This window comes from Sphingobium sp. BYY-5 (assembly GCF_022758885.1).
Lineage (GTDB): Bacteria > Pseudomonadota > Alphaproteobacteria > Sphingomonadales > Sphingomonadaceae > Sphingobium.
On record NZ_JALEBH010000001.1, the window covers coordinates 1,260,833 to 1,280,787 of the forward strand.

Genomic DNA, 19,955 nt, shown 5'->3' on the forward strand with positions numbered 1-19,955 from the left:
CGCTCAGACTAAATCGCGCACTGATACACTTTCCGACAATCCTGCCTCCTCCCTGACACAGGCTTGCGACAAGCGCTGCCTATCTCTGTCTTCGACGCCATGGAACGGCGCCCGAAACAAGGCAAAGGAGCAAAACATATGTTCAAGAAGATCATCATGGCCCTGACCACCTCCACCCTGCTGGTCAGTCCCATCCTCACCACCCAGGCGCAAGCGCAAAGCCATGGTCCGCAACATCGTCAGGAAGTCAGCCGCACGGTCGTCCGGGAAAAGCCCAATGGCCGCACCGTCGTGAAGAAGCAGACCGTCGTCCGCAAGGACACACATCGCCGCTGGGCCAAAGGCCAGCGTTTCGACCGGCGCTATGCGACCAACTATCGGGTCATCAACAATTATCGCGACTATCGCCTGTCCGCTCCGCCGCGCGGCTATCATTGGGTTCGCTCAGGCAATGATGCGGTGCTGATCGCAGTCACCAGCGGCATCATCGGCGCGGTCGTCGGCAGCGCAATCCGCTAAGGTCGGAAGTCAGATCAGAACCTGCCCCGGAAGCTCGCCTTCCGGGGCGGGGTCATGTTCAGACCAGACCCGTCAGATAATAAACCGCGATCACCACGAAGACAGTCAGCGTCTTAATAAGAGTCAGCGCGAATATGTCCTTATAGGCCTGCCGATGGGTCAGCCCCGTCACGGCAAGTAGGGTGATGACAGCGCCATTATGCGGCAGGCTGTCCATCCCGCCCGACGCCATGGAGGCGACCCGGTGCAATACCGCGCGCGGGATACCCGCCGCATCCCCGGCAGCCGCGAACTGTTCCGCCATCGCCGCCAGCGCGATCGACAGCCCGCCCGAAGCCGATCCGGTGATGCCAGCCAGCGAGGTCACGGTGATCGCTTCATTGACCAGCGGGTTGGGGATGGATCGCAGTGCTTCCTTGACCATCAGGAACCCCGGCAGCGCCGCAATCACCGCGCCAAAGCCATATTCGACCGCCGTGTTCATCCCCGCCAGCAGTGCGCCGCCGACCGCCGCCTTCGATCCGTCGGCAAAACGCTTTGCCACGGTGGGATAAGCAAAGAGCAGGATTGTGCCGATCCCCAGCAGCAACGCGCCCTCCACAGCCCAGAGCGCGGAAACCTGCGCCACCTTGACCACGACCGGCTCCGCCATGCCGGGCAGCGAGAGCGTCACCTTCTCCTCCGTCACCCAGCGCGGGATCGCCAGCGTCAGCAGCAGATTACCAAGCCCCACCACCAACAGCGGCAGCAGCGCGATCAGCGGATGGACGCGCACGCTTTCCTCGACCGGCTCAGGCTCGTTCACCAGGGTTTCGAGCGCGCCATAGCCCTCCCCCGCCGCCGCCATCCCGCGCCGCCGCCAGCCCAGATAGGCCAACCCCATCGCCGCAATGCAGCCCGACCCGATCACCCCCAACACCGGCGCGGCCCAGGCGGTGGTGCCGAAAAAGCTGGTCGGAATGATATTCTGGATCTGCGGCGTGCCGGGCAGCGCATCCATGGTGAAGGTGATGGCGCCCAGGCCGATGGTGGCCGGGACCAGCCGCTTGGGGATGTCGGCGCGGCGGAACATTTCGGCCGCGAAGGGATAGACGGCGAATACCGCGACAAACACCGACACGCCGCCATAGGTCAGCAGCGCGGTCACGATCATGATCGCGGGAATGGCCCGCGCCGCGCCCACCACGCCGATCACTGCCGTCACAATGGCACGCGAGAAACCCGAAATTTCGACCAGCTTGCCGAACAGCGCGCCCAGCAGGAAGACGGGGAAATAGAGTTTCAGGAAACTGGCCACCCTTTCCATGAACAGGCCGGAAAAGGCGGCGGGGACGGCGGCGGGATCGGTCAGGAACACCGCGAGCATCGCCAGCAGCGGCGCCATCACGATGACGCTCATGCCGCGATAGGCCGCAACCATCAGCAGGATGAGGGACAAAGCTGCGATTGCGACGGCCATGCCTAAAAGTCCCCTCAATCCGTTCGCGCTGAGCTTGTCGAAATGCTCTACTTCTTCCGGGCAAGATAGAAGGAAGTGGGAGGCTTCGACAAGCTCAGCCCCAACGGGATTGAGGCAGGTGCGCCCTGCATCGATGCGCCCTTGCCTTTCCCCCGCTTTTCCGCCATAGGCGCGCCTTCGCATCTGGGCCGGGGTGACTCGGCCTTGCCGCGAAGCATGTAAACGACAGCCGGAGGGGCGTTCCACATGGGGTGGGCGTCAGCGATCGGCCAACAGATGAGGCTTACCCATGGCTCTTTACGAGCATGTGTTCCTTGCGCGCCAGGATCTGGCACAGGCGCAGGTAGACGCACTGGCGGAAACCGCCACCAAGATCGTCGAGGAAAACGAAGGCAAGGTCACGAAGGTCGAGACCTGGGGCCTGCGTTCGCTCGCATACAAGATCGCCAAGAACCGCAAGGCGCACTATGTGATGCTGAACATCGACGCCCCCGCTGGCGTTGTCGCGGAACTGGAGCGCCAGACCCAGATCAACGAAGACATCATCCGCTACATGACCGTCAAGGTCGATGAGCTGGAAGGTGGCCCGTCGGTCATGATGCGCAAGCAGGAACGTTCCGAGCGTGGTGATCGCGGCCCCCGTGGCGATCGTGGTCCCCGTGGCGATCGCGAAGATCGTGGCCCGCGCCGCGACCGCGAAGAAGCCATCGGCGAATAAGGAGATCTGAACAATGGCACGCCCGTTTTTCCGCCGCCGCAAGAGCTGCCCCTTCGCCGCCAAGGATGCGCCGAAGATCGATTATAAGGACGTCCGTCTGCTGCAGGGCTTCGTGTCCGAGCGCGGCAAGATCGTCCCCAGCCGTATCACGGCTGTGTCCGCCAAGAAGCAGCGCGAGCTGGCCCAGGCCATCAAGCGCGCCCGTCACCTGGGCCTGCTGCCCTACATCGTGAAGTAAGGGGAAAGACCCATGGAAATCATTCTCCTCGAACGCATCGAGAAGTTGGGCGCGATCGGCGACGTCGTCACCGTGAAGGACGGCTATGCCCGTAACTTCCTGCTGCCCAACAAGAAGGCGCTGCGCTCCAACAACGCCAACAAGAAGGTCTTCGAAGCCAACCGCGCGAAGATCGAGGCGGACAACGCCGCTCGGCGCTCGGACGCCGAAAAGGCTGCCGAAGGCGTCAACGGCACGCAGATCGTCCTGATCCGCCAGTCGTCGAACGCTGGCCACCTCTATGGTTCGGTCGCCGTCCGTGACGTCGTGGAAGCGCTGGAAGCGGAAGGCATCACCAACGTCACCAAGGCGATGGTCGTGCTGGAACGCCCGATCAAAACTTTGGGCGTGTTCGACGTCAAGGTCGCGCTGCACCCCGAAGTCGCCGTCACCATCACGGTGAACGTCGCCCGTTCGCCTGAAGAAGCCGATCTTCAGGCACAGGGCGTCAATGTGATGGCCGACCTGTTCGAAAAGGACGAGGCGGGCTTCACTGAAGATTATGATCCCAACGCGGAACCCGGCGAAATCGTCGCGGAAACCGAAGAAGGAGCCCCGGCTGAAGAAGCCTGAGCCTTCTTACAGGATCAAACGAGAAAGCCGCCCTTCACCGGGCGGCTTTTTTGTTGGGGGGATTGCCGTGGATGATGAGGACGCCTCATCCCCATGAATCCATTGTGCGGCGCATCAAGTTCCAACCAACCGTTCCATGGCAAGACTGTCGCCGCCATAGGCCGGCGCGTCGCATACGGGCTGAAATCCCTGCTGCCGCCAGAAGCCGTCCGCGCCGTTGACCGCCGTCAGCCCAATCCGGGCAAAGCCTGCCACCTGCGCACGTTCCAACGCAATGCGAACCGCCGCCTGCGCCGCCCCCGTGCCGCGCGTTTCGCGCGCCAGCGCCAGATCGTGGAGATAATAGAGATCTGCTTCGGCAGGGATCGCACCAATCGGCCGGTTCAGTGCCGGGGGATGCCCACTGCGCCAGGGATGGCTAATCAAGTAGCCCAACGCCCCGCCATCTCTCTCGAACAGGAAGCAGCCCGCTGGATACAGCATCAGCCGTTCCGCATAAATTGCCGCCCATTCGGTATAAGCGCCATGCACAGCATCGGAGATCGAAGCGACCACCGCGATATCCTCCACCCGCATCGGCCGCCAACCCGTCACGCCTCCAATCCGATCGCCTTGCGCGCTGCCGCCAATATCTCCTCGGACAGCGCCGGATCAGCTACCCCTCGCGCCAGCACCATCGCGCCCACCATCTGCGCCATGCGCGCCAGAGCCGTTTGCCGATCCATGTCCGGCGTGGACTCCTGCAATATGCCGGTCAATTCCTCGAATCCCTGCCGAAACGCCCCGGCAAGATCGCCACCGCGCCGCGCTGCATCCGGCCCCAGAGCGATCAGCGAGCAGCCCGTTGCCGGCGCGTCACGATTACGAGCGCTGAGATAACTAGCCGCGATCGCCGCTGGCGCATCACTATTCTCCGCTTCCGCCACGATGGCACGCCAATGCTCGGCGCTCCTGGCCAGCGACGTCGCGCAAGCCTCAGCCGCCAACGCTTCCTTGGATGCGAACTGATTGTAGAAGCCGCCATGGGTCAGGCCGCATTCGCGCATCACTTCACCGATGCCGACACCTTCAACACCGCGCTCGCGAAACAGGCGGGAGGCCATGTCGACCACCTTCTCCCGATTGCGCGTGGCTTGCTCACGGCTGACCTTCATCGCCTATTTTTCCTCAATCGACCTCTTGACCTTATATATTGCATTCATCATTTAACGCCAGTCCAGTCGTCACCCAAAAGGGGGAAGTTGATGTTGTCGACGCAGTTTGCGCGCCGTCTGTCCGCACGCAACATCCATTATGGCTGGGCGGTGGTAGCCGCCACTTTCCTGACCATGTTGGTGGTCGCGGGCGCGGTGGGCGCACCCGGCGTCTTCATCGTGCCGCTGCAAAAGGAATTCGGCTGGAGCGCGGCCGACATCAGCGGCGCGCTGGCGATCCGGTTCCTGCTGTTCGGTGGCATGGGGCCGTTCGCCGCCGCCTTCATGAACCGCTTCGGTGTACGGCGGATGATGCTCATCTCGCTCTCCATCGTCATCGGCGGACTGCTGCTGTCCCTCGGCATGACGCAGCTCTGGCAGCTTGTGCTGCTCTGGGGCGTGGTGATCGGCCTGGGCACGGGCCTCACCGCCATCGTCCTGGGCGCGACGGTCGCGACACGCTGGTTCAATCATCGGCGCGGACTCGTCATGGGATTACTCTCGGCCAGTACGGCCACGGGCCAGCTCGCCTTCCTGCCCCTGCTCGCCAGCCTGACCGAAGCGCAGGGCTGGCGCACCGCCTTGCTGTTGGTGTGCGGCGCAATCCTGCTGGCGGGCATCGTCGTAATCCTGCTGATGCGTGACCGCCCGGCCGACCTGGGCCTTGCCCCCTATGGCGACACGCAGGTTCAGGCCGCCCCGCCCCAGCCCACCAGCCTCGGCGCGCTGCTGGCCATGCCGATCACCGTGCTGCGCGATGCGGCGCAGGTGCCGACCTTCTGGATTCTCTTCTTCTCCTTCTTCGTCTGCGGCGCCAGCACCAACGGCCTGATCCAGACCCATTTCATCGCCATGTGCGGCGACTACGGCCTTGCCGCCGTGGGCGCCGCATCCATGCTGGCGATGATGGGACTGTTCGACTTTTTCGGCACATTGGGATCGGGGTGGCTCAGCGACCGGTTCGACAATCGCTGGCTGCTCTTCTGCTATTATGGCCTGCGCGGCCTGTCCCTACTGTATCTGCCGTTCAGCGACTTTTCGCTCTACAGCCTGTCGATCTTCGCGGTCTTCTACGGCCTCGACTGGATTGCCACGGTGCCGCCGACGGTGAAGCTGACCGTGCAGCAATTTGGCGCGGATCGCGCCAACATCGTCTTCGGCTGGATCTTCGCCGGGCATCAGCTTGGCGCGGCGAGCGCGGCATTGGGCGGTGGCCTTTCTCGGACGGTCTGGTCCAGCTATATGCCCGCCTTCATCGGCGCGGGCATTCTCTGCCTGGTCGGTGCGGGGCTGGTGCTGCTCATCAATCGCGAACGGCCAGGGCAGTTCGCGACCGCTTGAACCGGGCGCTTGAACCGGGCGCTTGAACCAGTCTGGGCGACCGCGCTACCACGGGGCATGAACGCCAAACCCGCTTCGCCACGCCGCCGATCCCGCTGGATCATGATTCCGATCAAGCTCGTTCTGAGCTTCGTCGCCCTGTCGCTGTTGATGGTGACGATCTATCGCTTCGTGCCGCCGCCGGTGACATGGACGATGCTGCTCGACCCGAACGGCATCACCAAGGATTGGACCAGCCTGGACGAGATTGATCCCGTCATGGCGCGCGCCGCCATTGCTGGCGAGGATGGAAAATTCTGCCGCCATCACGGCTTCGACGTGGACGCCATTGCCAAGGCGGCGATCCATAACGCCAGCGGCGGCCGCGTCCGTGGCGGCTCCACCATCAGCCAGCAGACGGCAAAGAATGTCTTCCTCTTCCAGGGGGGCGGTTTCGTCCGCAAGGGGCTGGAGGCGTGGTTCACCGTCCTGATCGAGGCGATCTGGGGCAAGCGCCGGATCATGGAAGTCTATCTGAACGTCGCGGAAACCGGCATCGGCACCTATGGCGTGCAGGCGGGCGCGATGCGCTATTTCCACCATGGCGCCGACAAGCTGACCCGCGCCGAAGCCGCACGCATCGCCGCCGTCCTGCCCCTGCCCAAGAAGCGCGCCGCCATAGCCCCCGGCGGCTTCACTCGCCGCTATGGCAATAACATCGCCACCCGCATCGGCGTGGTTCAGCGGGACGGGCTGGATGAGTGTTTGCGGTGAAAATTCCCTAACATCACACATATCGCATGTGGTCAGTCGAGCGGTAGCGGGCGATTTCCAACATTGCCAGCGCAAATGCGGACCACGAAAAAGAGGCGCGGATCGCTCCGCGCCTCTTTTTTTTTCGATTGTCGTTCAGATTTAGAAACCGACGACCAGCGATCCAATGAAGGTGCGCGGCGCACCGATCTGGGCGAAGCTGACGCTGGTGTTCGACAGCGTGCCGTCGAGACCGCCGACATAAAGCTTGTCGAACAGGTTGGTGACGTTGAGTTGCAGGGCGACACCCGGAGCACCAAACTTCTCCAACGAGTAGCGGGCATCAATGTCCACCACGGTGAAAGCCGGCACCTTGGCGCCATAGACCTGAGCACCGGAGATAATCACCGGCAGATTCTGATCGTTCACATAGCGCGGACCGGTGCGCTTCGCCTGGACACCCAGACGGAAGCCCTCAATCTCACCCTGCATACGCCCACCAAACGTGTAGACCGGTGCACCCGATTCCCGCTTGCCAGCGGTCTGCGCCACGGTGGTGGCGGACAGCTCGACATTATCCTTGATCTTCGACTTCAAGTAGGAACCGAAGGCATAGATCATGAACTCAGGAATCGGCTGATAGGTGATGCTGCCGTCGACACCATATTTGTCGACACGACCCAGGTTACGATAGATGGTCGTGTCGAGTTCACGGTCATAGGCCGAAGCCAGACGATCACTATAGATGGTGTACCAACCGGACAATTGTGCCTGCAGCGTGGACGAACGATAGCGCACACCAAGGTCGAAATTGTCGGTCGTTTCCGGTTGCGGGTTCGCACGATCATCCGAAGCGACATAGAAGAAGGTCTGGTACAGATTGTCCGTACCCGGCACCTGCAAGCCCTTCGAATAGTTGCCGAAGACATCAACCGCGCCAGTCGCGTTGAAGACGAACCCGGCGCTCGGCAGCAACTTGTCATATTTGAAGACGCGCTGCTGCGGCCCTTGAATCGCCGGATTGGCTGTACCGAAGGCAGTTTCCGCTGTCGACCCCGGCTCGAAGCAACGCAAGTTGCCCGAAGCAGTTGAAGTGAAGCAGTAGTTGTTCAGGTCGCGCTTGAAGAAAGGCGCGCGCAAACCCAGAGTGACTGTCAGTGCATCCATGAACTTGCCGCGATATTCACCCGAAACCTGGTGCAAGATTGCGTAGGACAGGCGATTTCGTTTCTGCAGCGTGGCGCCGTTCACGTCCAGGATCGGATTATCGACCGGAAAATAATCCGCTCCAAAGCCATTGTTGGTCAGATAGCCAGCTTCGCCGGTCTGACGGTGGCGACCACGATCATAGCTGTACGCCAGACGAACGGTGTTATTCTGGTCGATATCATAACGCAATGAACTAATCAGGCCATAGCGGTTGGTCTGTGTCTGGCTCGGCGTGTGAACGCGCACGGTATCCAGCATGTCGCCGTCACCATTGATGTCACGGCCGAAGAAATATTGCGCAACGCTGGACGAACCCTGGATGAAGCCCGTGTAACGCATACCGCCGATGGTGGTGGTACTTTCCGAAGCCAGCGAAGTGCCGCCGCCATTGGCCTTGGTATATTGGAAGCTCGGATCGACGGTCAGCACCAATCCATCCGTCAGGGTAAAGCGGGAATTAATGCGGATATTGCCCGTGTTCGAGGGGTTCCAGCGATATTCGAAGTCCGAACCGCAGCTAGTCGAACCATCGACATCCGCGACACCAGCACGGGGCGTTGCCGTAAGGCAGCGAGCCGTTTCATAGAAACGCTCATCCTTGGTCAGCGGGAAACGCCCTGTGGTGCTCGAACTGCCAACGGTACGTCCACCGTCAACGCGCAACGGGACCGAGCCGAAGAAGTTATTGCGGTTCTCGTTCCAGTGACCGGCGAGCGAGATGAAGTCGCCGTTACTGCCGATCGGCTGGTAGATCTTGGCGTTATACTGCTGCTTGTCGATACTGCCGATGCCGCCGTAGATGGCATCGTTGCTGGCGCGGCTGGCAGAAATGAAGGCGCGCGTGCCCCATTTGGTGAAGCTGCCGGTCTGGACCAGGCCAAACAGGCGGAAGAAGGAGAAGTCGCCAACCGAGGCAACCATCTTCGCGCTGAAATCCTCGCTCGGCGTAATCGAGCGATAGTTGACAGTCGAACCCGTGGCAGCGGCGGTGGGGCTGTCGACATCAGTCGACCCCAGGTTGACGTTCACCTGATCGATGATTTCGGGGTCAAGCTGCTGGTTCGAATAAAGCGCATAACCACCAGTGTCGTTCAGCGGCAGACCGTCGAAAGTCTGCGAGATACGAGAGTCGTCGAAACCACGAATGGTTAGCGTACCGCCAGCAGAACCGAACGGATCGTTATTCTGGAAGCTAACGCCCGGAAGCTGGTTGATGACTTCATTGATGGTCTGACCAGGGGTCTGGGCCTGGATGAATTCGGCACCCAGCACTGCCTTGGCACGGCTGGTATCCGGAAGGATGACGCCTGAAATGCCAGCGTCGGTCTTAGCGCCGGTAACGACGATCTGGTTATCGAAATCGATCGAACCCGTCGACTGCGCGAACGCCGCGCCCGGAATGGCAACGGCGATTACCGCTGCGCTGCCCATCAGAAATTGCTTCATATGCCCCTTGTCCCTTTTCAAGAGTGGCGCGTCGCGCCCCAATGTCCTGCTCATTTCAAGCCTGTGCCGCCTCTGACGACCTCTCGCGACGCCCCTGTGATGCTATGATTGCAATTTTGTTACAATGCATCAACTGGACCGCCACACTCCTCTCCAACGCCAATCCAGCGCCTGGTGAAGCACTGTGCAAATGTATGTAGTTTGTTGAAATTTAATGACGAATCTTAGGTGCGAGCCATTAGTTTGACGGTGGTGCAATTATGCAACGCAAAGGGAATTTTTGTGCGCTGCACCCATTTCACGACAAAGGGACCGGCAATCGCTTGCCGGTCCCTTCAAAATTCGGTCCTGAGGCTGATCGGAATCAGGCTGCGTCTTCGGCCCGTTTCTTGTTTTCGCTGAACACACGAATCGGCTCCTTGGTGCCGGCGACCACATCCTTGTCGACCACCACCTCGCCGACACCTTCCATCGAAGGCAGGTCGAACATGGTGTCGAGCAATATCCCTTCCAGAATGGACCGCAGGCCGCGCGCGCCGGTCTTGCGCTCGATCGCCTTTTTCGCGATCGCCGTCAGCGCATCGTCGGTGAAGCTGAGGGCGACATTCTCCATGTCGAACAGCTTCTGATACTGCTTCACCAGCGCGTTCTTCGGTTCGATCAGGATCTTGACCAGAGCGGTCACGTCCAGATCCTCCAGCGTCGCGATTACGGGCAGACGGCCGACAAATTCGGGGATCAGGCCGAATTTCAGCAGATCTTCCGGCTCGCTCTGACGCAGCAACTCACCGGTCTTGCGCTCTTCGGGCGCGGCGACATGGGCACCGAAGCCGATCGACTTGGCTTCCAGACGGTCGCCGATGATCCGCTCCAGCCCCGCAAAGGCGCCGCCGCAGATGAACAGGATGTTTGTCGTGTCGACCTGCAGGAACTCCTGCTGCGGATGCTTGCGCCCGCCCTGCGGCGGAACCGAGGCCGTGGTGCCTTCCATCAGCTTGAGCAGCGCCTGCTGCACGCCCTCACCCGACACGTCGCGCGTGATCGAGGGATTTTCCGCCTTGCGGCTGATCTTGTCGATTTCGTCGATATAGACGATGCCGCGCTGCGCCTTTTCCACATTATAGTCGGAAGCCTGGAGCAGCTTGAGGATGATATTCTCCACATCCTCACCGACATAGCCGGCTTCGGTCAGCGTGGTCGCATCAGCCATGGTGAAGGGCACGTCGAACGTCTTGGCCAGCGTCTGCGCCAGCAGCGTCTTGCCGCAGCCGGTCGGGCCGACGAGCAGGATGTTCGACTTGGCCAGTTCCACCTCGCCCGGCTTGGAACCGTGGTTCAGGCGCTTGTAATGATTATGGACCGCCACCGACAGCACGCGCTTGGCACGGTTCTGGCCGATCACATAATCGTCGAGCACATCGCAGATTTCCTGCGGGGTCGGCACGCCGCCATCCTTCTTGCCGACGAGACCGCCCTTGGTCTCCTCGCGGATGATGTCGTTGCACAATTCCACGCATTCATCGCAGATGAACACGGTCGGCCCCGCGATCAGCTTACGCACCTCATGCTGCGACTTGCCGCAGAAGGAGCAGTAAAGCGTGCTTTTCGAATCCGAACCGGTAAGCTTAGTCATTCGCCATTCTCTCTTCCCACCCGGTCTACAAACATCAAAACCGTGTCCGGCGAGGGATTTTCTGGTCCAAAGGCTATCCTAGACCGCGGTGCGCCCGTTCCACAAGGGGAGAAAGTGGAGCACCGCGGTAAAGATGGCCTTTAGGTCTCTGTTGTTTCAGCGATGGCCGGGCGACGATCGAACACTTCGTCGACCAGGCCGAATGCCTTGGCTTCATCCGCTTCAAGGAAAGTGTCGCGATCCATCGCCCGTTCGACATCTTCCAGCGACTTGCCGGTATATTTGACATAGAGGTCGTTCAGACGGCGACGAATCCGCAGGATTTCCTTCGCCTGAATTTCGATATCGGACGCCATGCCCTGAGCGCCGCCCGAAGGTTGGTGCACCATGATCCGGGCGTTGGCGAGCGCGATGCGCTTGCCCGGCTCACCCGCGGCCAGCAGGAAGCTGCCCATCGACGCGGCCTGGCCGATGCATACGGTGCCAACCTGCGGGCGAATATATTTCATCGTATCATGGATCGCCATGCCCGCCGTCACCACGCCGCCGGGCGAGTTGATGTACATCCAGATGTCCTTCTTCGGATTTTCCGATTCGAGGAACAGGAGCTGGGCGACGATCAGCGAGGCCATATGATCCTCGACCTGGCCGGTTACGAAGATGATCCGTTCGCGCAACAGACGGGAGAAGATGTCGAAGCTGCGCTCGCCGCGATTCGACTGTTCGATGACAATGGGGACCAGCGCGGCCATGGGATCATGCATGATGTTGGTCATTGTGCTCTTTCAGAGTGGTTGCTTTTGCCCAGGCCCTACATCGGCACAAATGGCGAATGGTTCAAGGGGCTTGCCGATCGGAACCGCCGATCAATCGCGGCGGGCGAAATCGGCGGGCGCCCGGAAGGTCAGATAGGCGAGCCGCCGCACCTCACGCCGCCCGCGTACCACCGTATCCAGGATAAGCCCACACATCATCGACAAAGTGGCGAGGATCATGAGGCCCGTAACCAGGATCGCGGTCGGAAAGCGCGGCACCAGGCCGGTCTTGGCATAAGTCACGATCAAGGGCGTGGCCAGACCCAGCGCCAGCGCCGCCAGGAAGGCCGCGATCACACCGAAGAACAGAACCGGCCGCTCGATGCGATAGAGGGTGAAGATGGTCCGCAGGATGCGCCAGCCGTCGCGATAGGTGGATAGCTTGCTCACCGACCCCTCCGGCCGCGCGCCATAGGCCGTCATGACTTCGGACACCGGCATCGCCAGTTCCAGCGCATGGACGCTGATCTCGGTCTCGATCTCGAAACCGGCGGACAGCACCGGAAAGCTCTTCACGAAACGGCGGGAAAAGATGCGATAACCGGACAATATGTCGGTGAAGCTGCGGCCGAAAAGCTGCTTCAACAGGCTGGTCAGCGCCCAGTTGCCGAAGCGGTGGCCGCGCCGATAGGCCGCCTCCACCGCATCCCGACGACACCCGACCACCATGTCGAGATTATCCTCCAGCATCGCGGCAATCATCGCCGGGGCGGCGGCGGCTTCATAGGTCGCGTCGCCATCGGCCATGACATAGATGTCGGCGTCGACATCGGCGAACATGCGGCGCACCACATGGCCCTTGCCCTGCTGGTTCACGCGGCGGACGATCGCCCCCGCGCCGGCCGCCAGTTCGCGGCTGCCGTCGCTGCTATTATTGTCGAAGACATAGATATCGGCAGCGGGGAGCGCGCGGCGAAAATCCTCCACCGTCTGCACGATCGCACCCGCTTCATTATAGCAGGGCAATATCACCGCGACGCGCGGCGCAGCGACGGCAGACTGATTTTCCACGCTTTCGCCCATCACCGGCGGAAATTCCTTCATCGTCGCAACTGGCCCCTGCCCCTTATGCTGTATCCGCATGGGTCATCATGATTAATATTTCATCTGCCATGCCGCTTTCGAAATGAAAAGCGCCCGCGCTTCCCATGGAAGCCGGGCGCTCATCATAGCTGGTCGGGCGGCCTTATTCGGCCTTGGCGGCTGCCTTCTTGGGAGCAGCCTTCTTCTTGGGCTTTTCCTCAGCGACGGCATCGGCCTCGACAGCCTCATCCTTCTTGGCGGCGGCCTTCTTGGCGGCCGGCTTCTTGGCGGGCGCTTCTTCGGCAGCAGGCGCGGCTTCCGCTTCGACAGCTTCGGCGGCCTTCTTCTTGGGCGCGGCCTTCTTCGCCTTGGGCTTTTCATCATGGTCATGGTCGTGACCACAACCCGGACCATGGACGTGCGGCTTCAGATCGCCATCTTCCGCTTCGATCGCGGCTTCCAGCTCTTCACGGGTCACGGCGCGGTCGGTGACTTCGGCCTTGTCGAACAGGAAGTCGACGACCTTGTCTTCATAGAGCGGCGCGCGAAGCTGCGCGGCGGCCATCGGGTCCTGACGGACATATTGGACGAAACGCTCGCGGTCCTGCGGACCATATTGCTGCGCGGCCTGCATGATGAGGCGGTTCATTTCCTGGTCCGAAACGGTCACGCCGTTGGCCTGGCCGATTTCCGAGAGCAGCAGGCCCAGGCGGACACGACGCACGGCGATCGCGCGATAATCGTCCTTCTCGTCTTCCATTTCCTTGAGGGCCGCCTCGGGATCTTCCTCATGGCCTGCCTCGTGCTGAAGCTGCGCCCAGATCTGGTTGAACTCGGCCTCCACCATGCTCGGCGGCACGTCGAAATCATGGGCGGCGGCGAGCTGATCGAGCAGCTTGCGCTTCATATGGGTGCGGGTCAGGCCGTTATGTTCCTGCTCGATCTGCCCCTTGAGCAGCTCGTTCAGCTTCTCAAGATTTTCCAGGCCCAGCGACTTGGCGAAATCATCGTCCAGCTTGGGCTTGTCGCCGTCCAGCACCGACTTGACCGTGACGTCGAAGGTCGCGGCCTTGCCGGCCAGGTGCGCGGCGCCATAATCTTCGGGGAAGCTGACCTCGATGGTCTTTTTCTCACCCTTCTTCACGCCGGAGAGCTGCTCCTCGAAGCCGGGAATGAACTGGCCCGAACCGAGCTTCAGACGGATGTCCTGGGCCGAACCGCCCTCGAACGCTTCGCCGTCGACCTTGCCGACGAAATCGATGACCAGCGTGTCACCTTCGGCAGCCTTGTGGCTATCGGCCTGTTCTTCCAGCGCGCCCTGCTGGGTAGCGATGCGGCCGGCGGCCTCAGCGACCTGCGCGTCGGCGACATCGACGGTCAGGCGCTCCAGCTTCAGGCCGTCAACGCTGGGTGCGGCGATCTCAGGCAGCACTTCCAGCTCGACCTTGACTTCCGCGTCCTTGCCGAACTCGAAACCTTCGTCCAGTTCGACCGAAGGCTGCATCGCGGGACGCAGCTTCTGGTCGGCGATCAGCTTCTGGATGCTTTCCTGAATCGAATTGTTGAGCGCATCGCGCTGCAGCGATTCCCCGTGCATCTTCTTGACGAGGTTCACCGGCACCTTGCCGGGGCGGAAGCCGGGCATACGCACCTGCGGCGCAATCGCCTTCACTTCCTTTTCCACGCGGGCGTCGATATCCTTCGACGTGATGGTCACGGTGTAGGCGCGCTTCAGGCCCTCGTTCAACGTCTCGACAGTCTGCATCTCTTCTCTCAAACGCTTTCTTCAGCTGAATTTCGGTGGCTTGGCCGCAGGCGGCGCTCTGGTGCGGGCGAAGGGACTCGAACCCCCACATCTTGCGATACCAGAACCTAAATCTGGCGCGTCTACCAGTTTCGCCACGCCCGCATCGGTCGCCGGTCGGCGCGGCATAGAGAAAAGCGCGCGCAGTAGCAAGGGATAGTGGAAACAGGCGCGGAACCGGTTGTGCAAGCCATGCGTAGCTCCTTCATAAGACAAAGGAGAGACAGCGATGGCCACCCGCCCCAACGCCGCGCCGGACAGCATTCCCCGGCCCGATACCATCGAACCGCAATCGCCCGACGAAGCGCCGTCGCCCGACCGGCCGATCGAAACACCGGCACCCAGACCCGACGAAATTACGCCGGTCACTCCGGACTATGACCAGCCCGATCGCGCACCGCCAGAGATTCCTCCAGCCGGTTGAGCAACGAAATATGCGTCCAGCGTGGCTTATCCACAACAAATTTACCCGATGCCGGAGATTTTTGGTTGATCGCTAAAATTATCGTTGCCTGACGGCTGGACAGCCCCCTGCATCCATGATTGAGTATGACAAATATAAGAACAGATATAAAAATACAGGGAGAGGCGCGGCTGACAAATAAGGGGGTCAACGTGCAAAGGGTTCGCGCCAAACTGGAATGGTTCAAGACGGTGATCCTGCCACAGGAAGCTGCCCTTCGTGGCCGGCTCCGCAGGATACTTCCTTCCACCCATGAGCTGGAAGACATGGTGGCCGAGGTGTTGGCTCGCGCCTATGCCACGGAAAATTGGGAAAATGTCACCACCGGGCGAGCCTATCTCTTCACCATCGCCCGCAACCTGGTCATCGACACCGCTCGCCGCAACAAGGTGGTGAGCTTCGAGACCATCGCCGACCTGGAACTGCTGGGCGGCGAGAATAATATCGAGGCGCAGCTTCATGCCCGCGAGGCCCTGCGCCAGGTCGAGGCGATCGTCGAGTCGCTTCCGCCGCAGTGCCGCCGCGTCTTCATCCTTCGTCGCATTCACGAAAAATCGATGCTGGAAATAGCGGAGGAGATGTCGCTGTCCGTTTCAACAGTTGAAAAACATCTGGCCAAAGCAATCGCAATAGTTATGCGGGCCTGGGCAGAACGTGAGGAAACGGACTTCGAACGTGCAGGGGTCGGAACCAAGTTCAAGTTGCGGGAACAGGGACGCGATCGAGGCGGAAGCCGCGCGCCTGCTGGCCCGGCTTAACAGCGATCCAACCCCGGAAGACGAAGCCGAAATCTGCGAATGGATCGAGGCCGATCCGCGCCACGCCGTTGCCTTCGCCCGCGCCGAAACCGCCTGGGAGGCTGCCGAGCGGTTGAAGAGCGCCGCCGCCGACATCAGCTTGCCACCGCTCCAGCCGATCATCAGCGAGGAGCAGCAACGCCGCCTGTCCCGCAATATCATGGCCGCAGCCGCGATCGCGGTCCTCCTGTTCATCGTCGCCGCCATCGTCACGGTCCGCACGTTCAGCGGGATCGAACGCTATCAGACGGCCATCGGCCAGATGCGCGACATCGCGCTGGAGGACGGCTCCACCCTGCATCTCAACAGCGACAGCGAGGCGGAGGTCCGCTTCACCGCCAATGGCCGCAAGGTCCGCATCCTGAAAGGCGAAGCCTCGTTCGACGTCGCCCATGACGCGGAACGCCCCTTCGACGTGGAAGCACGGTCGGCCCTCATTCGCGCGGTCGGCACCGCCTTCAACGTACGTATGCGCCCTTCGCTGATCGAACTCACCGTGACCCATGGAACCGTTACCGTCCATTCGGGCAACAACGTCCAGCAGAAGGTGGCGGCGGGCAGCGGCGCGGTGATCCAGCCACGCACCGTCGCGCTCACCCGGCTCGGCCCCAAGCTGATCGACCAGCGCATCGCGTGGCGCGAACAGATGGTCGAGCTGGACGGCGAAACGATCGAGCAGGCGGCGGGCGAGTTCAACCGCTACCGCAAGACCCCGATCCTGATCGGCGACACGCGCGTTTCGGCGCTCCGCATCGGCGGCCGCTTTCGCACCACCGACAGCCGCGAATTCCTGTCCGCCCTCCAGTTCAGCCTGCCGATCCGCGTGGTCGATGGGGAGGATGGTTCGGTGATGCTGCTCTATCGTGACGAGGAACCGTCCGAAGCGCCTAACGCAACAACCAGCTAATCAGCTTAAGGCCAGATCGACATTCACGGTTTTAGGTGCTTCCTAAGCCGTCATGCCGGACTTGATCCGGCATCCAGAGTCGCAGGTGCGCCCTTTGTGCTCCTGGATGCCGGATCAAGTCCGGCATGACGTTGAAAATGAGGCCGAAGCTTCCGCTTTAACCTGAACGTCGATCCGCCTTAATCAGCCCAGCAGCTCCTGCACCAGGTCCGGCACCAGCTTGCTCGCCGGCCCCATCCGGCTTTCCTCGAAATAGAAGCTGCCCGCCGAAGGATCGAGATTGAGTTCCAGCGTCCGTGCGCCAACATGGCGCGCGGTCTGGACGAAACCCGCCGCCGGATAGACCGCGCCCGACGTGCCGATCGACACGAACAGGTCCGCATCCCGCAGCGCCGCGTCGATCCGCTCCATCTCATAGGGCATCTCGCCAAAGAAAACGATGTCGGGCCGCAGCGATGGGCGGCTGCACCCATCGCAGACCGACGCCGGCGGCAGCGGACCGGGCCAGGCGACCGCCTTGCCGCACGCCGCGCACAGTGCCGATTTCAGTTCGCCATGCATGTGGATCAACCGCTTCGCACCGGCCCGCTCGTGCAGATCGTCGACATTCTGCGTCACGATCAGCAATTCGCCTCCCCACGCCCGATCGAGCGCCGCCAGCGCCTCATGCGCGGCGTTGGGCGTCACTTCGATCAGCTTCGCGCGCCTCTCATCATAGAAGCGATGAACCAGTTCGACATCTCGCGCCAACGCCTCCGACGTGCAGACATCCTCCACCCGATGCCCTTCCCACAACCCGTCCGGCCCGCGAAAGGTCGCCAGGCCGCTTTCCGCAGAAACACCGGCGCCGGTCAGAATGACGATGTTGCGAATATCCCCGATCATAGGCCCAGGGTAGCGATGCGATAGAGGTTTCGCCAGCTTTACCCCGCGAGCTTGCGCGCCCGATCACGCCAGGCTTCCGCCAGCACATCCGTAGCTGCAAGCGTCCGCACAGCATCCGGATCGGCTTTATGTCCACCGCCGATCAGCAGCCGGAACACCCGCGCGATCGGCCAGTCCGGCAAAGGCCGTTCCAGCAGATCCATGCGCGTGCCCGCTTCCGCTTCACCTTCGCGAATGACCCGGAAATAGATGCCGCAGCGGCCCGTCTTCACGATCGTCGCCATGACGTCCCGCGTACCGAATCGATGATCGAGCTTCCAGCAGGGCTGCCGCCCATGACTGACCTCCACGATCGCACTGCCCAGCGAAAAGCGATCGCCCAGGCACAGATCATCCTCGGTCATCCCGCGCGATGCGATATTTTCGCCAAAGGCGCCGGGCGCATCGAGCAGCGGATGATCCGGCTTCGATTCCCGCCACCAGCCATAATGATCCTGCGGATAAAGATGGATCGCCTTGTCCCAGCCGCCGTGATGAACGCGATCGGCCACCGCATTGCCCGCGAACCCATCCCATGTGATCCGCACCGGCCCTTCGACCGGTATCTTGGCGATGGCGCTATATTCCTCACCGCGAAAGGGAACAGGCGTCCCCACCAACAGCGCATCGATAGTCATATGGGGCCTGCTCATGCCCCATCATGCCATGGGCGCGCCAGGGATGCGATGGCCGATCCGATCGCAATGGCGTCATCCGCTCAACATGGCGGTCGAACCGTTCAGCGATGCGTACATAACCAAGCCCTGTTCTCAGTTCCACTTGACCCGCATTCCCCTACCGAACGGATCGGTAATCAGGCCCCCCATCTTCTTTAAGCGCTGTCGCGCCGGTCGGCATCTCTCAAAATTCCCAGGGGTTTCCATGGTTCCCTTGGGTTTTTACGCGGCGTAAGCTAAGGGGCGCCGATGGATGTTACCGGCCTTCGCGTCGCCCTGTTCAGTGGCAACTACAACTATGTTCGGGATGGGGCGAATCAGGCGCTCAACCGTTTCGTCGGCTATCTGCTGAAGCAGGGCGCCGTCGTCCGCGTCTATTCCCCGACCACCGACACCCCCGCCTTCGAACCCGCCGGCGATCTGGTCAGCGCACCATCTTTCGCCGTGCCGGGACGTAAGGAATATCGGGTGCCCTACCGGCTGTCGGCGGCATTGCGCCGTGATCTCAATAATTTCCGTCCCAACCTGGTCCATCTGTCCAGCCCCGATCCGCTCGGCCATCGCGCCCTGAGCTGGGCGCGCAGCCATGGCCTGCCCACGGTCGCATCGGTCCATACCCGGTTCGAAACCTATCCGCGCTATTATGGTCTCGCCTTTCTGGAGCCGCTGATCGAATCGCTGCTCCGCCGTTTCTACCGCCGCTGCGACGCGATCGTCGCGCCGTCCGAATCGATGGCGCAACTGCTGCGCGAACAGCGGATGAGCTATGATGTCGGCATCTGGACCCGTGGCATCGACCGGGACATCTTCAATCCGGAGCGCCGGGATCTTGGCTGGCGGCGCTCTCTGGGCATTGCCGACGGCGTGCCCGCCATCGGCTTCATCGGTCGGCTGGTGATGGAAAAGGGGCTGGATGTCTTTTCCGATACGATCGACAAGCTCACCGAACGCCGGGTACAGCATAAGGTGCTGGTGGTGGGCGAAGGCCCGGCCCGCGAATGGCTCCAGAACCGGCTGCCCGATGCGGTCTTCACCGGGTTTCAGATGGGAGCCGATCTTGGCCGCGCGGTTGCTGGCATGGACATGCTGTTCAATCCGTCGATCACGGAAACCTTCGGCAATGTGACGCTGGAGGCGATGGCTTGCGGCCTGCCGACCGTCGCTGCGCGCGCCACCGGCAGCGAAAGCCTTGTTACCGAAGGCATCACCGGCCGGCTGATCCGCCCCGGCGCGATCGGTGACTTTGCCGACGCTCTGCAACATTATTGCCAGGATGCCGCCGCGCGTGAAGCCGCCGGACGGGCGGCGCAGGCGCGCGCCGAGCGTAACGGCTGGGACCAGGTCAACCAGGCATTGGTCGACACCTATCTGCGCGTCATCCGCCAGCGCGCCCAGGGCCTGGCTCCCTATTCCAGCCCTGTTCCCTGATCCGTTCTCCCTCCCTA

20 protein-coding genes and 1 tRNA gene are annotated in these 19,955 nt (G+C 61.7%); 10 read left to right on the top strand and 11 right to left on the bottom strand.

Annotation, left to right across the window (positions count from 1 at the left end; genetic code table 11):
- Positions 1 to 138: 138 nt before the first annotated feature.
- Positions 139 to 519, top strand: a complete 381-nt coding sequence (locus MOK15_RS05945; protein WP_242930753.1) for an RcnB family protein — start codon at positions 139 to 141, stop codon at positions 517 to 519.
- A gap of 58 nt (positions 520 to 577) precedes the next feature.
- On the opposite strand, the gene MOK15_RS05950 is transcribed toward MOK15_RS05945, so the two are convergent.
- Positions 578 to 1,978, bottom strand: a complete 1,401-nt coding sequence (locus MOK15_RS05950) for a GntP family permease (protein ID WP_242930754.1) — start codon at positions 1,976 to 1,978, stop codon at positions 578 to 580.
- A gap of 289 nt (positions 1,979 to 2,267) precedes the next feature.
- Between MOK15_RS05950 and rpsF the strand changes: the two genes are divergently transcribed.
- The 3 genes from rpsF to rplI are packed head-to-tail and all read left to right on the top strand — an operon-like array spanning position 2,268 to position 3,546.
- The gene (rpsF, locus tag MOK15_RS05955; protein WP_242930755.1) at positions 2,268 to 2,696 is read left to right on the top strand and encodes a 30S ribosomal protein S6; all 429 of its coding nucleotides are present in this window, start codon (positions 2,268 to 2,270) and stop codon (positions 2,694 to 2,696) included.
- A gap of 13 nt (positions 2,697 to 2,709) precedes the next feature.
- Positions 2,710 to 2,934: a 30S ribosomal protein S18 gene (gene rpsR / locus MOK15_RS05960; RefSeq protein WP_004212076.1), complete on the top strand. Its 225-nt coding sequence runs from the start codon at positions 2,710 to 2,712 to the stop codon at positions 2,932 to 2,934.
- A gap of 12 nt (positions 2,935 to 2,946) precedes the next feature.
- The gene (gene rplI / locus MOK15_RS05965) at positions 2,947 to 3,546 is read left to right on the top strand and encodes a 50S ribosomal protein L9 (RefSeq protein WP_242930756.1); all 600 of its coding nucleotides are present in this window, start codon (positions 2,947 to 2,949) and stop codon (positions 3,544 to 3,546) included.
- A gap of 114 nt (positions 3,547 to 3,660) precedes the next feature.
- Here rplI and MOK15_RS05970 read toward each other — a convergent pair whose 3' ends face one another.
- Together MOK15_RS05970 and MOK15_RS05975 are read right to left on the bottom strand one after the other, a co-directional pair.
- Positions 3,661 to 4,140, bottom strand: a complete 480-nt coding sequence (locus tag MOK15_RS05970; protein ID WP_242930757.1) for a GNAT family N-acetyltransferase — start codon at positions 4,138 to 4,140, stop codon at positions 3,661 to 3,663.
- Positions 4,137 to 4,700 carry a TetR/AcrR family transcriptional regulator gene (locus tag MOK15_RS05975; protein WP_242930758.1) on the bottom strand — a complete coding sequence of 188 codons (564 nt, stop codon included), beginning with the start codon at positions 4,698 to 4,700 and terminating at the stop codon, positions 4,137 to 4,139. The genes MOK15_RS05970 and MOK15_RS05975 overlap by 4 nt, the downstream gene beginning before the upstream one ends.
- 90 nt (positions 4,701 to 4,790) lie before the next feature.
- Between MOK15_RS05975 and MOK15_RS05980 the strand changes: the two genes are divergently transcribed.
- On the top strand, positions 4,791 to 6,080 hold the full coding sequence (locus tag MOK15_RS05980; RefSeq protein WP_242930759.1) for an MFS transporter: 1,290 nt from the start codon (positions 4,791 to 4,793) through the stop codon (positions 6,078 to 6,080).
- 57 nt (positions 6,081 to 6,137) lie between these two features.
- Complete coding sequence (gene mtgA, locus MOK15_RS05985) at positions 6,138 to 6,833, top strand: monofunctional biosynthetic peptidoglycan transglycosylase (RefSeq protein WP_242930760.1); 696 nt, start codon at positions 6,138 to 6,140, stop codon at positions 6,831 to 6,833.
- 141 nt (positions 6,834 to 6,974) lie between these two features.
- On the opposite strand, the gene MOK15_RS05990 is transcribed toward mtgA, so the two are convergent.
- From MOK15_RS05990 to MOK15_RS06015, 6 genes are all read right to left on the bottom strand, one after another.
- Positions 6,975 to 9,467, bottom strand: coding sequence for a TonB-dependent receptor (locus MOK15_RS05990; RefSeq protein ID WP_242930761.1), 2,493 nt, complete (start codon positions 9,465 to 9,467; stop codon positions 6,975 to 6,977).
- A 364-nt stretch (positions 9,468 to 9,831) separates the two neighbouring features.
- Positions 9,832 to 11,100, bottom strand: a complete 1,269-nt coding sequence (gene clpX / locus MOK15_RS05995; RefSeq protein WP_242930762.1) for an ATP-dependent Clp protease ATP-binding subunit ClpX — start codon at positions 11,098 to 11,100, stop codon at positions 9,832 to 9,834.
- Positions 11,101 to 11,240: 140 nt separating this feature from the next.
- Complete coding sequence (gene clpP / locus MOK15_RS06000) at positions 11,241 to 11,876, bottom strand: ATP-dependent Clp endopeptidase proteolytic subunit ClpP (RefSeq protein ID WP_242930763.1); 636 nt, start codon at positions 11,874 to 11,876, stop codon at positions 11,241 to 11,243.
- Between the two features lie 90 nt (positions 11,877 to 11,966).
- A complete protein-coding gene (locus MOK15_RS06005; RefSeq protein WP_242932648.1) occupies positions 11,967 to 12,959 on the bottom strand; it encodes a glycosyltransferase family 2 protein in 993 nt (330 codons plus the stop codon).
- A gap of 142 nt (positions 12,960 to 13,101) precedes the next feature.
- Positions 13,102 to 14,703, bottom strand: a complete 1,602-nt coding sequence (gene tig, locus MOK15_RS06010; RefSeq protein WP_242930764.1) for a trigger factor — start codon at positions 14,701 to 14,703, stop codon at positions 13,102 to 13,104.
- A gap of 59 nt (positions 14,704 to 14,762) precedes the next feature.
- Positions 14,763 to 14,847: transfer RNA gene (locus tag MOK15_RS06015), tRNA-Leu, on the bottom strand.
- A gap of 124 nt (positions 14,848 to 14,971) precedes the next feature.
- Here MOK15_RS06015 and MOK15_RS06020 point away from each other — a divergent pair.
- From MOK15_RS06020 to MOK15_RS06030, 3 genes are all read left to right on the top strand, one after another.
- Positions 14,972 to 15,166, top strand: coding sequence for a hypothetical protein (locus tag MOK15_RS06020; RefSeq protein ID WP_242930765.1), 195 nt, complete (start codon positions 14,972 to 14,974; stop codon positions 15,164 to 15,166).
- Between the two features lie 191 nt (positions 15,167 to 15,357).
- On the top strand, positions 15,358 to 15,963 hold the full coding sequence (locus tag MOK15_RS06025) for a sigma-70 family RNA polymerase sigma factor (protein ID WP_242930766.1): 606 nt from the start codon (positions 15,358 to 15,360) through the stop codon (positions 15,961 to 15,963).
- The gene (locus MOK15_RS06030) at positions 15,881 to 16,909 is read left to right on the top strand and encodes a FecR domain-containing protein (protein ID WP_242932649.1); all 1,029 of its coding nucleotides are present in this window, start codon (positions 15,881 to 15,883) and stop codon (positions 16,907 to 16,909) included. Before MOK15_RS06025 ends, MOK15_RS06030 begins: the two co-directional genes overlap by 83 nt.
- A gap of 183 nt (positions 16,910 to 17,092) precedes the next feature.
- Here MOK15_RS06030 and MOK15_RS06035 read toward each other — a convergent pair whose 3' ends face one another.
- Positions 17,093 to 17,794 carry an NAD-dependent deacylase gene (locus tag MOK15_RS06035; RefSeq protein ID WP_242930767.1) on the bottom strand — a complete coding sequence of 234 codons (702 nt, stop codon included), beginning with the start codon at positions 17,792 to 17,794 and terminating at the stop codon, positions 17,093 to 17,095.
- 38 nt (positions 17,795 to 17,832) lie between these two features.
- A complete protein-coding gene (locus tag MOK15_RS06040; protein WP_242930768.1) occupies positions 17,833 to 18,486 on the bottom strand; it encodes an MOSC domain-containing protein in 654 nt (217 codons plus the stop codon).
- Positions 18,487 to 18,759: 273 nt separating this feature from the next.
- Here MOK15_RS06040 and MOK15_RS06045 point away from each other — a divergent pair, with 273 nt between their 5' ends.
- Positions 18,760 to 19,938, top strand: a complete 1,179-nt coding sequence (locus MOK15_RS06045) for a glycosyltransferase family 1 protein (RefSeq protein ID WP_242930769.1) — start codon at positions 18,760 to 18,762, stop codon at positions 19,936 to 19,938.
- Positions 19,939 to 19,955: the final 17 nt, after the last annotated feature.

Coding starts and splice junctions, on each gene's coding strand:
- MOK15_RS05945 (WP_242930753.1), top strand. CDS start 139: ATGTTCAAGAAGATCATCATGGCCCTGACCACCTCCACCCTGCTGGTC.
- MOK15_RS05950 (WP_242930754.1), bottom strand. CDS start 1,978: ATGGCCGTCGCAATCGCAGCTTTGTCCCTCATCCTGCTGATGGTTGCG.
- rpsF (WP_242930755.1), top strand. CDS start 2,268: ATGGCTCTTTACGAGCATGTGTTCCTTGCGCGCCAGGATCTGGCACAG.
- rpsR (WP_004212076.1), top strand. CDS start 2,710: ATGGCACGCCCGTTTTTCCGCCGCCGCAAGAGCTGCCCCTTCGCCGCC.
- rplI (WP_242930756.1), top strand. CDS start 2,947: ATGGAAATCATTCTCCTCGAACGCATCGAGAAGTTGGGCGCGATCGGC.
- MOK15_RS05975 (WP_242930758.1), bottom strand. CDS start 4,700: ATGAAGGTCAGCCGTGAGCAAGCCACGCGCAATCGGGAGAAGGTGGTC.
- MOK15_RS05980 (WP_242930759.1), top strand. CDS start 4,791: ATGTTGTCGACGCAGTTTGCGCGCCGTCTGTCCGCACGCAACATCCAT.
- mtgA (WP_242930760.1), top strand. CDS start 6,138: ATGAACGCCAAACCCGCTTCGCCACGCCGCCGATCCCGCTGGATCATG.
- MOK15_RS05990 (WP_242930761.1), bottom strand. CDS start 9,467: ATGAAGCAATTTCTGATGGGCAGCGCAGCGGTAATCGCCGTTGCCATT.
- clpX (WP_242930762.1), bottom strand. CDS start 11,100: ATGACTAAGCTTACCGGTTCGGATTCGAAAAGCACGCTTTACTGCTCC.
- clpP (WP_242930763.1), bottom strand. CDS start 11,876: ATGACCAACATCATGCATGATCCCATGGCCGCGCTGGTCCCCATTGTC.
- MOK15_RS06005 (WP_242932648.1), bottom strand. CDS start 12,959: ATGAAGGAATTTCCGCCGGTGATGGGCGAAAGCGTGGAAAATCAGTCT.
- tig (WP_242930764.1), bottom strand. CDS start 14,703: ATGCAGACTGTCGAGACGTTGAACGAGGGCCTGAAGCGCGCCTACACC.
- MOK15_RS06020 (WP_242930765.1), top strand. CDS start 14,972: ATGGCCACCCGCCCCAACGCCGCGCCGGACAGCATTCCCCGGCCCGAT.
- MOK15_RS06035 (WP_242930767.1), bottom strand. CDS start 17,794: ATGATCGGGGATATTCGCAACATCGTCATTCTGACCGGCGCCGGTGTT.
- MOK15_RS06040 (WP_242930768.1), bottom strand. CDS start 18,486: ATGAGCAGGCCCCATATGACTATCGATGCGCTGTTGGTGGGGACGCCT.
- MOK15_RS06045 (WP_242930769.1), top strand. CDS start 18,760: ATGGATGTTACCGGCCTTCGCGTCGCCCTGTTCAGTGGCAACTACAAC.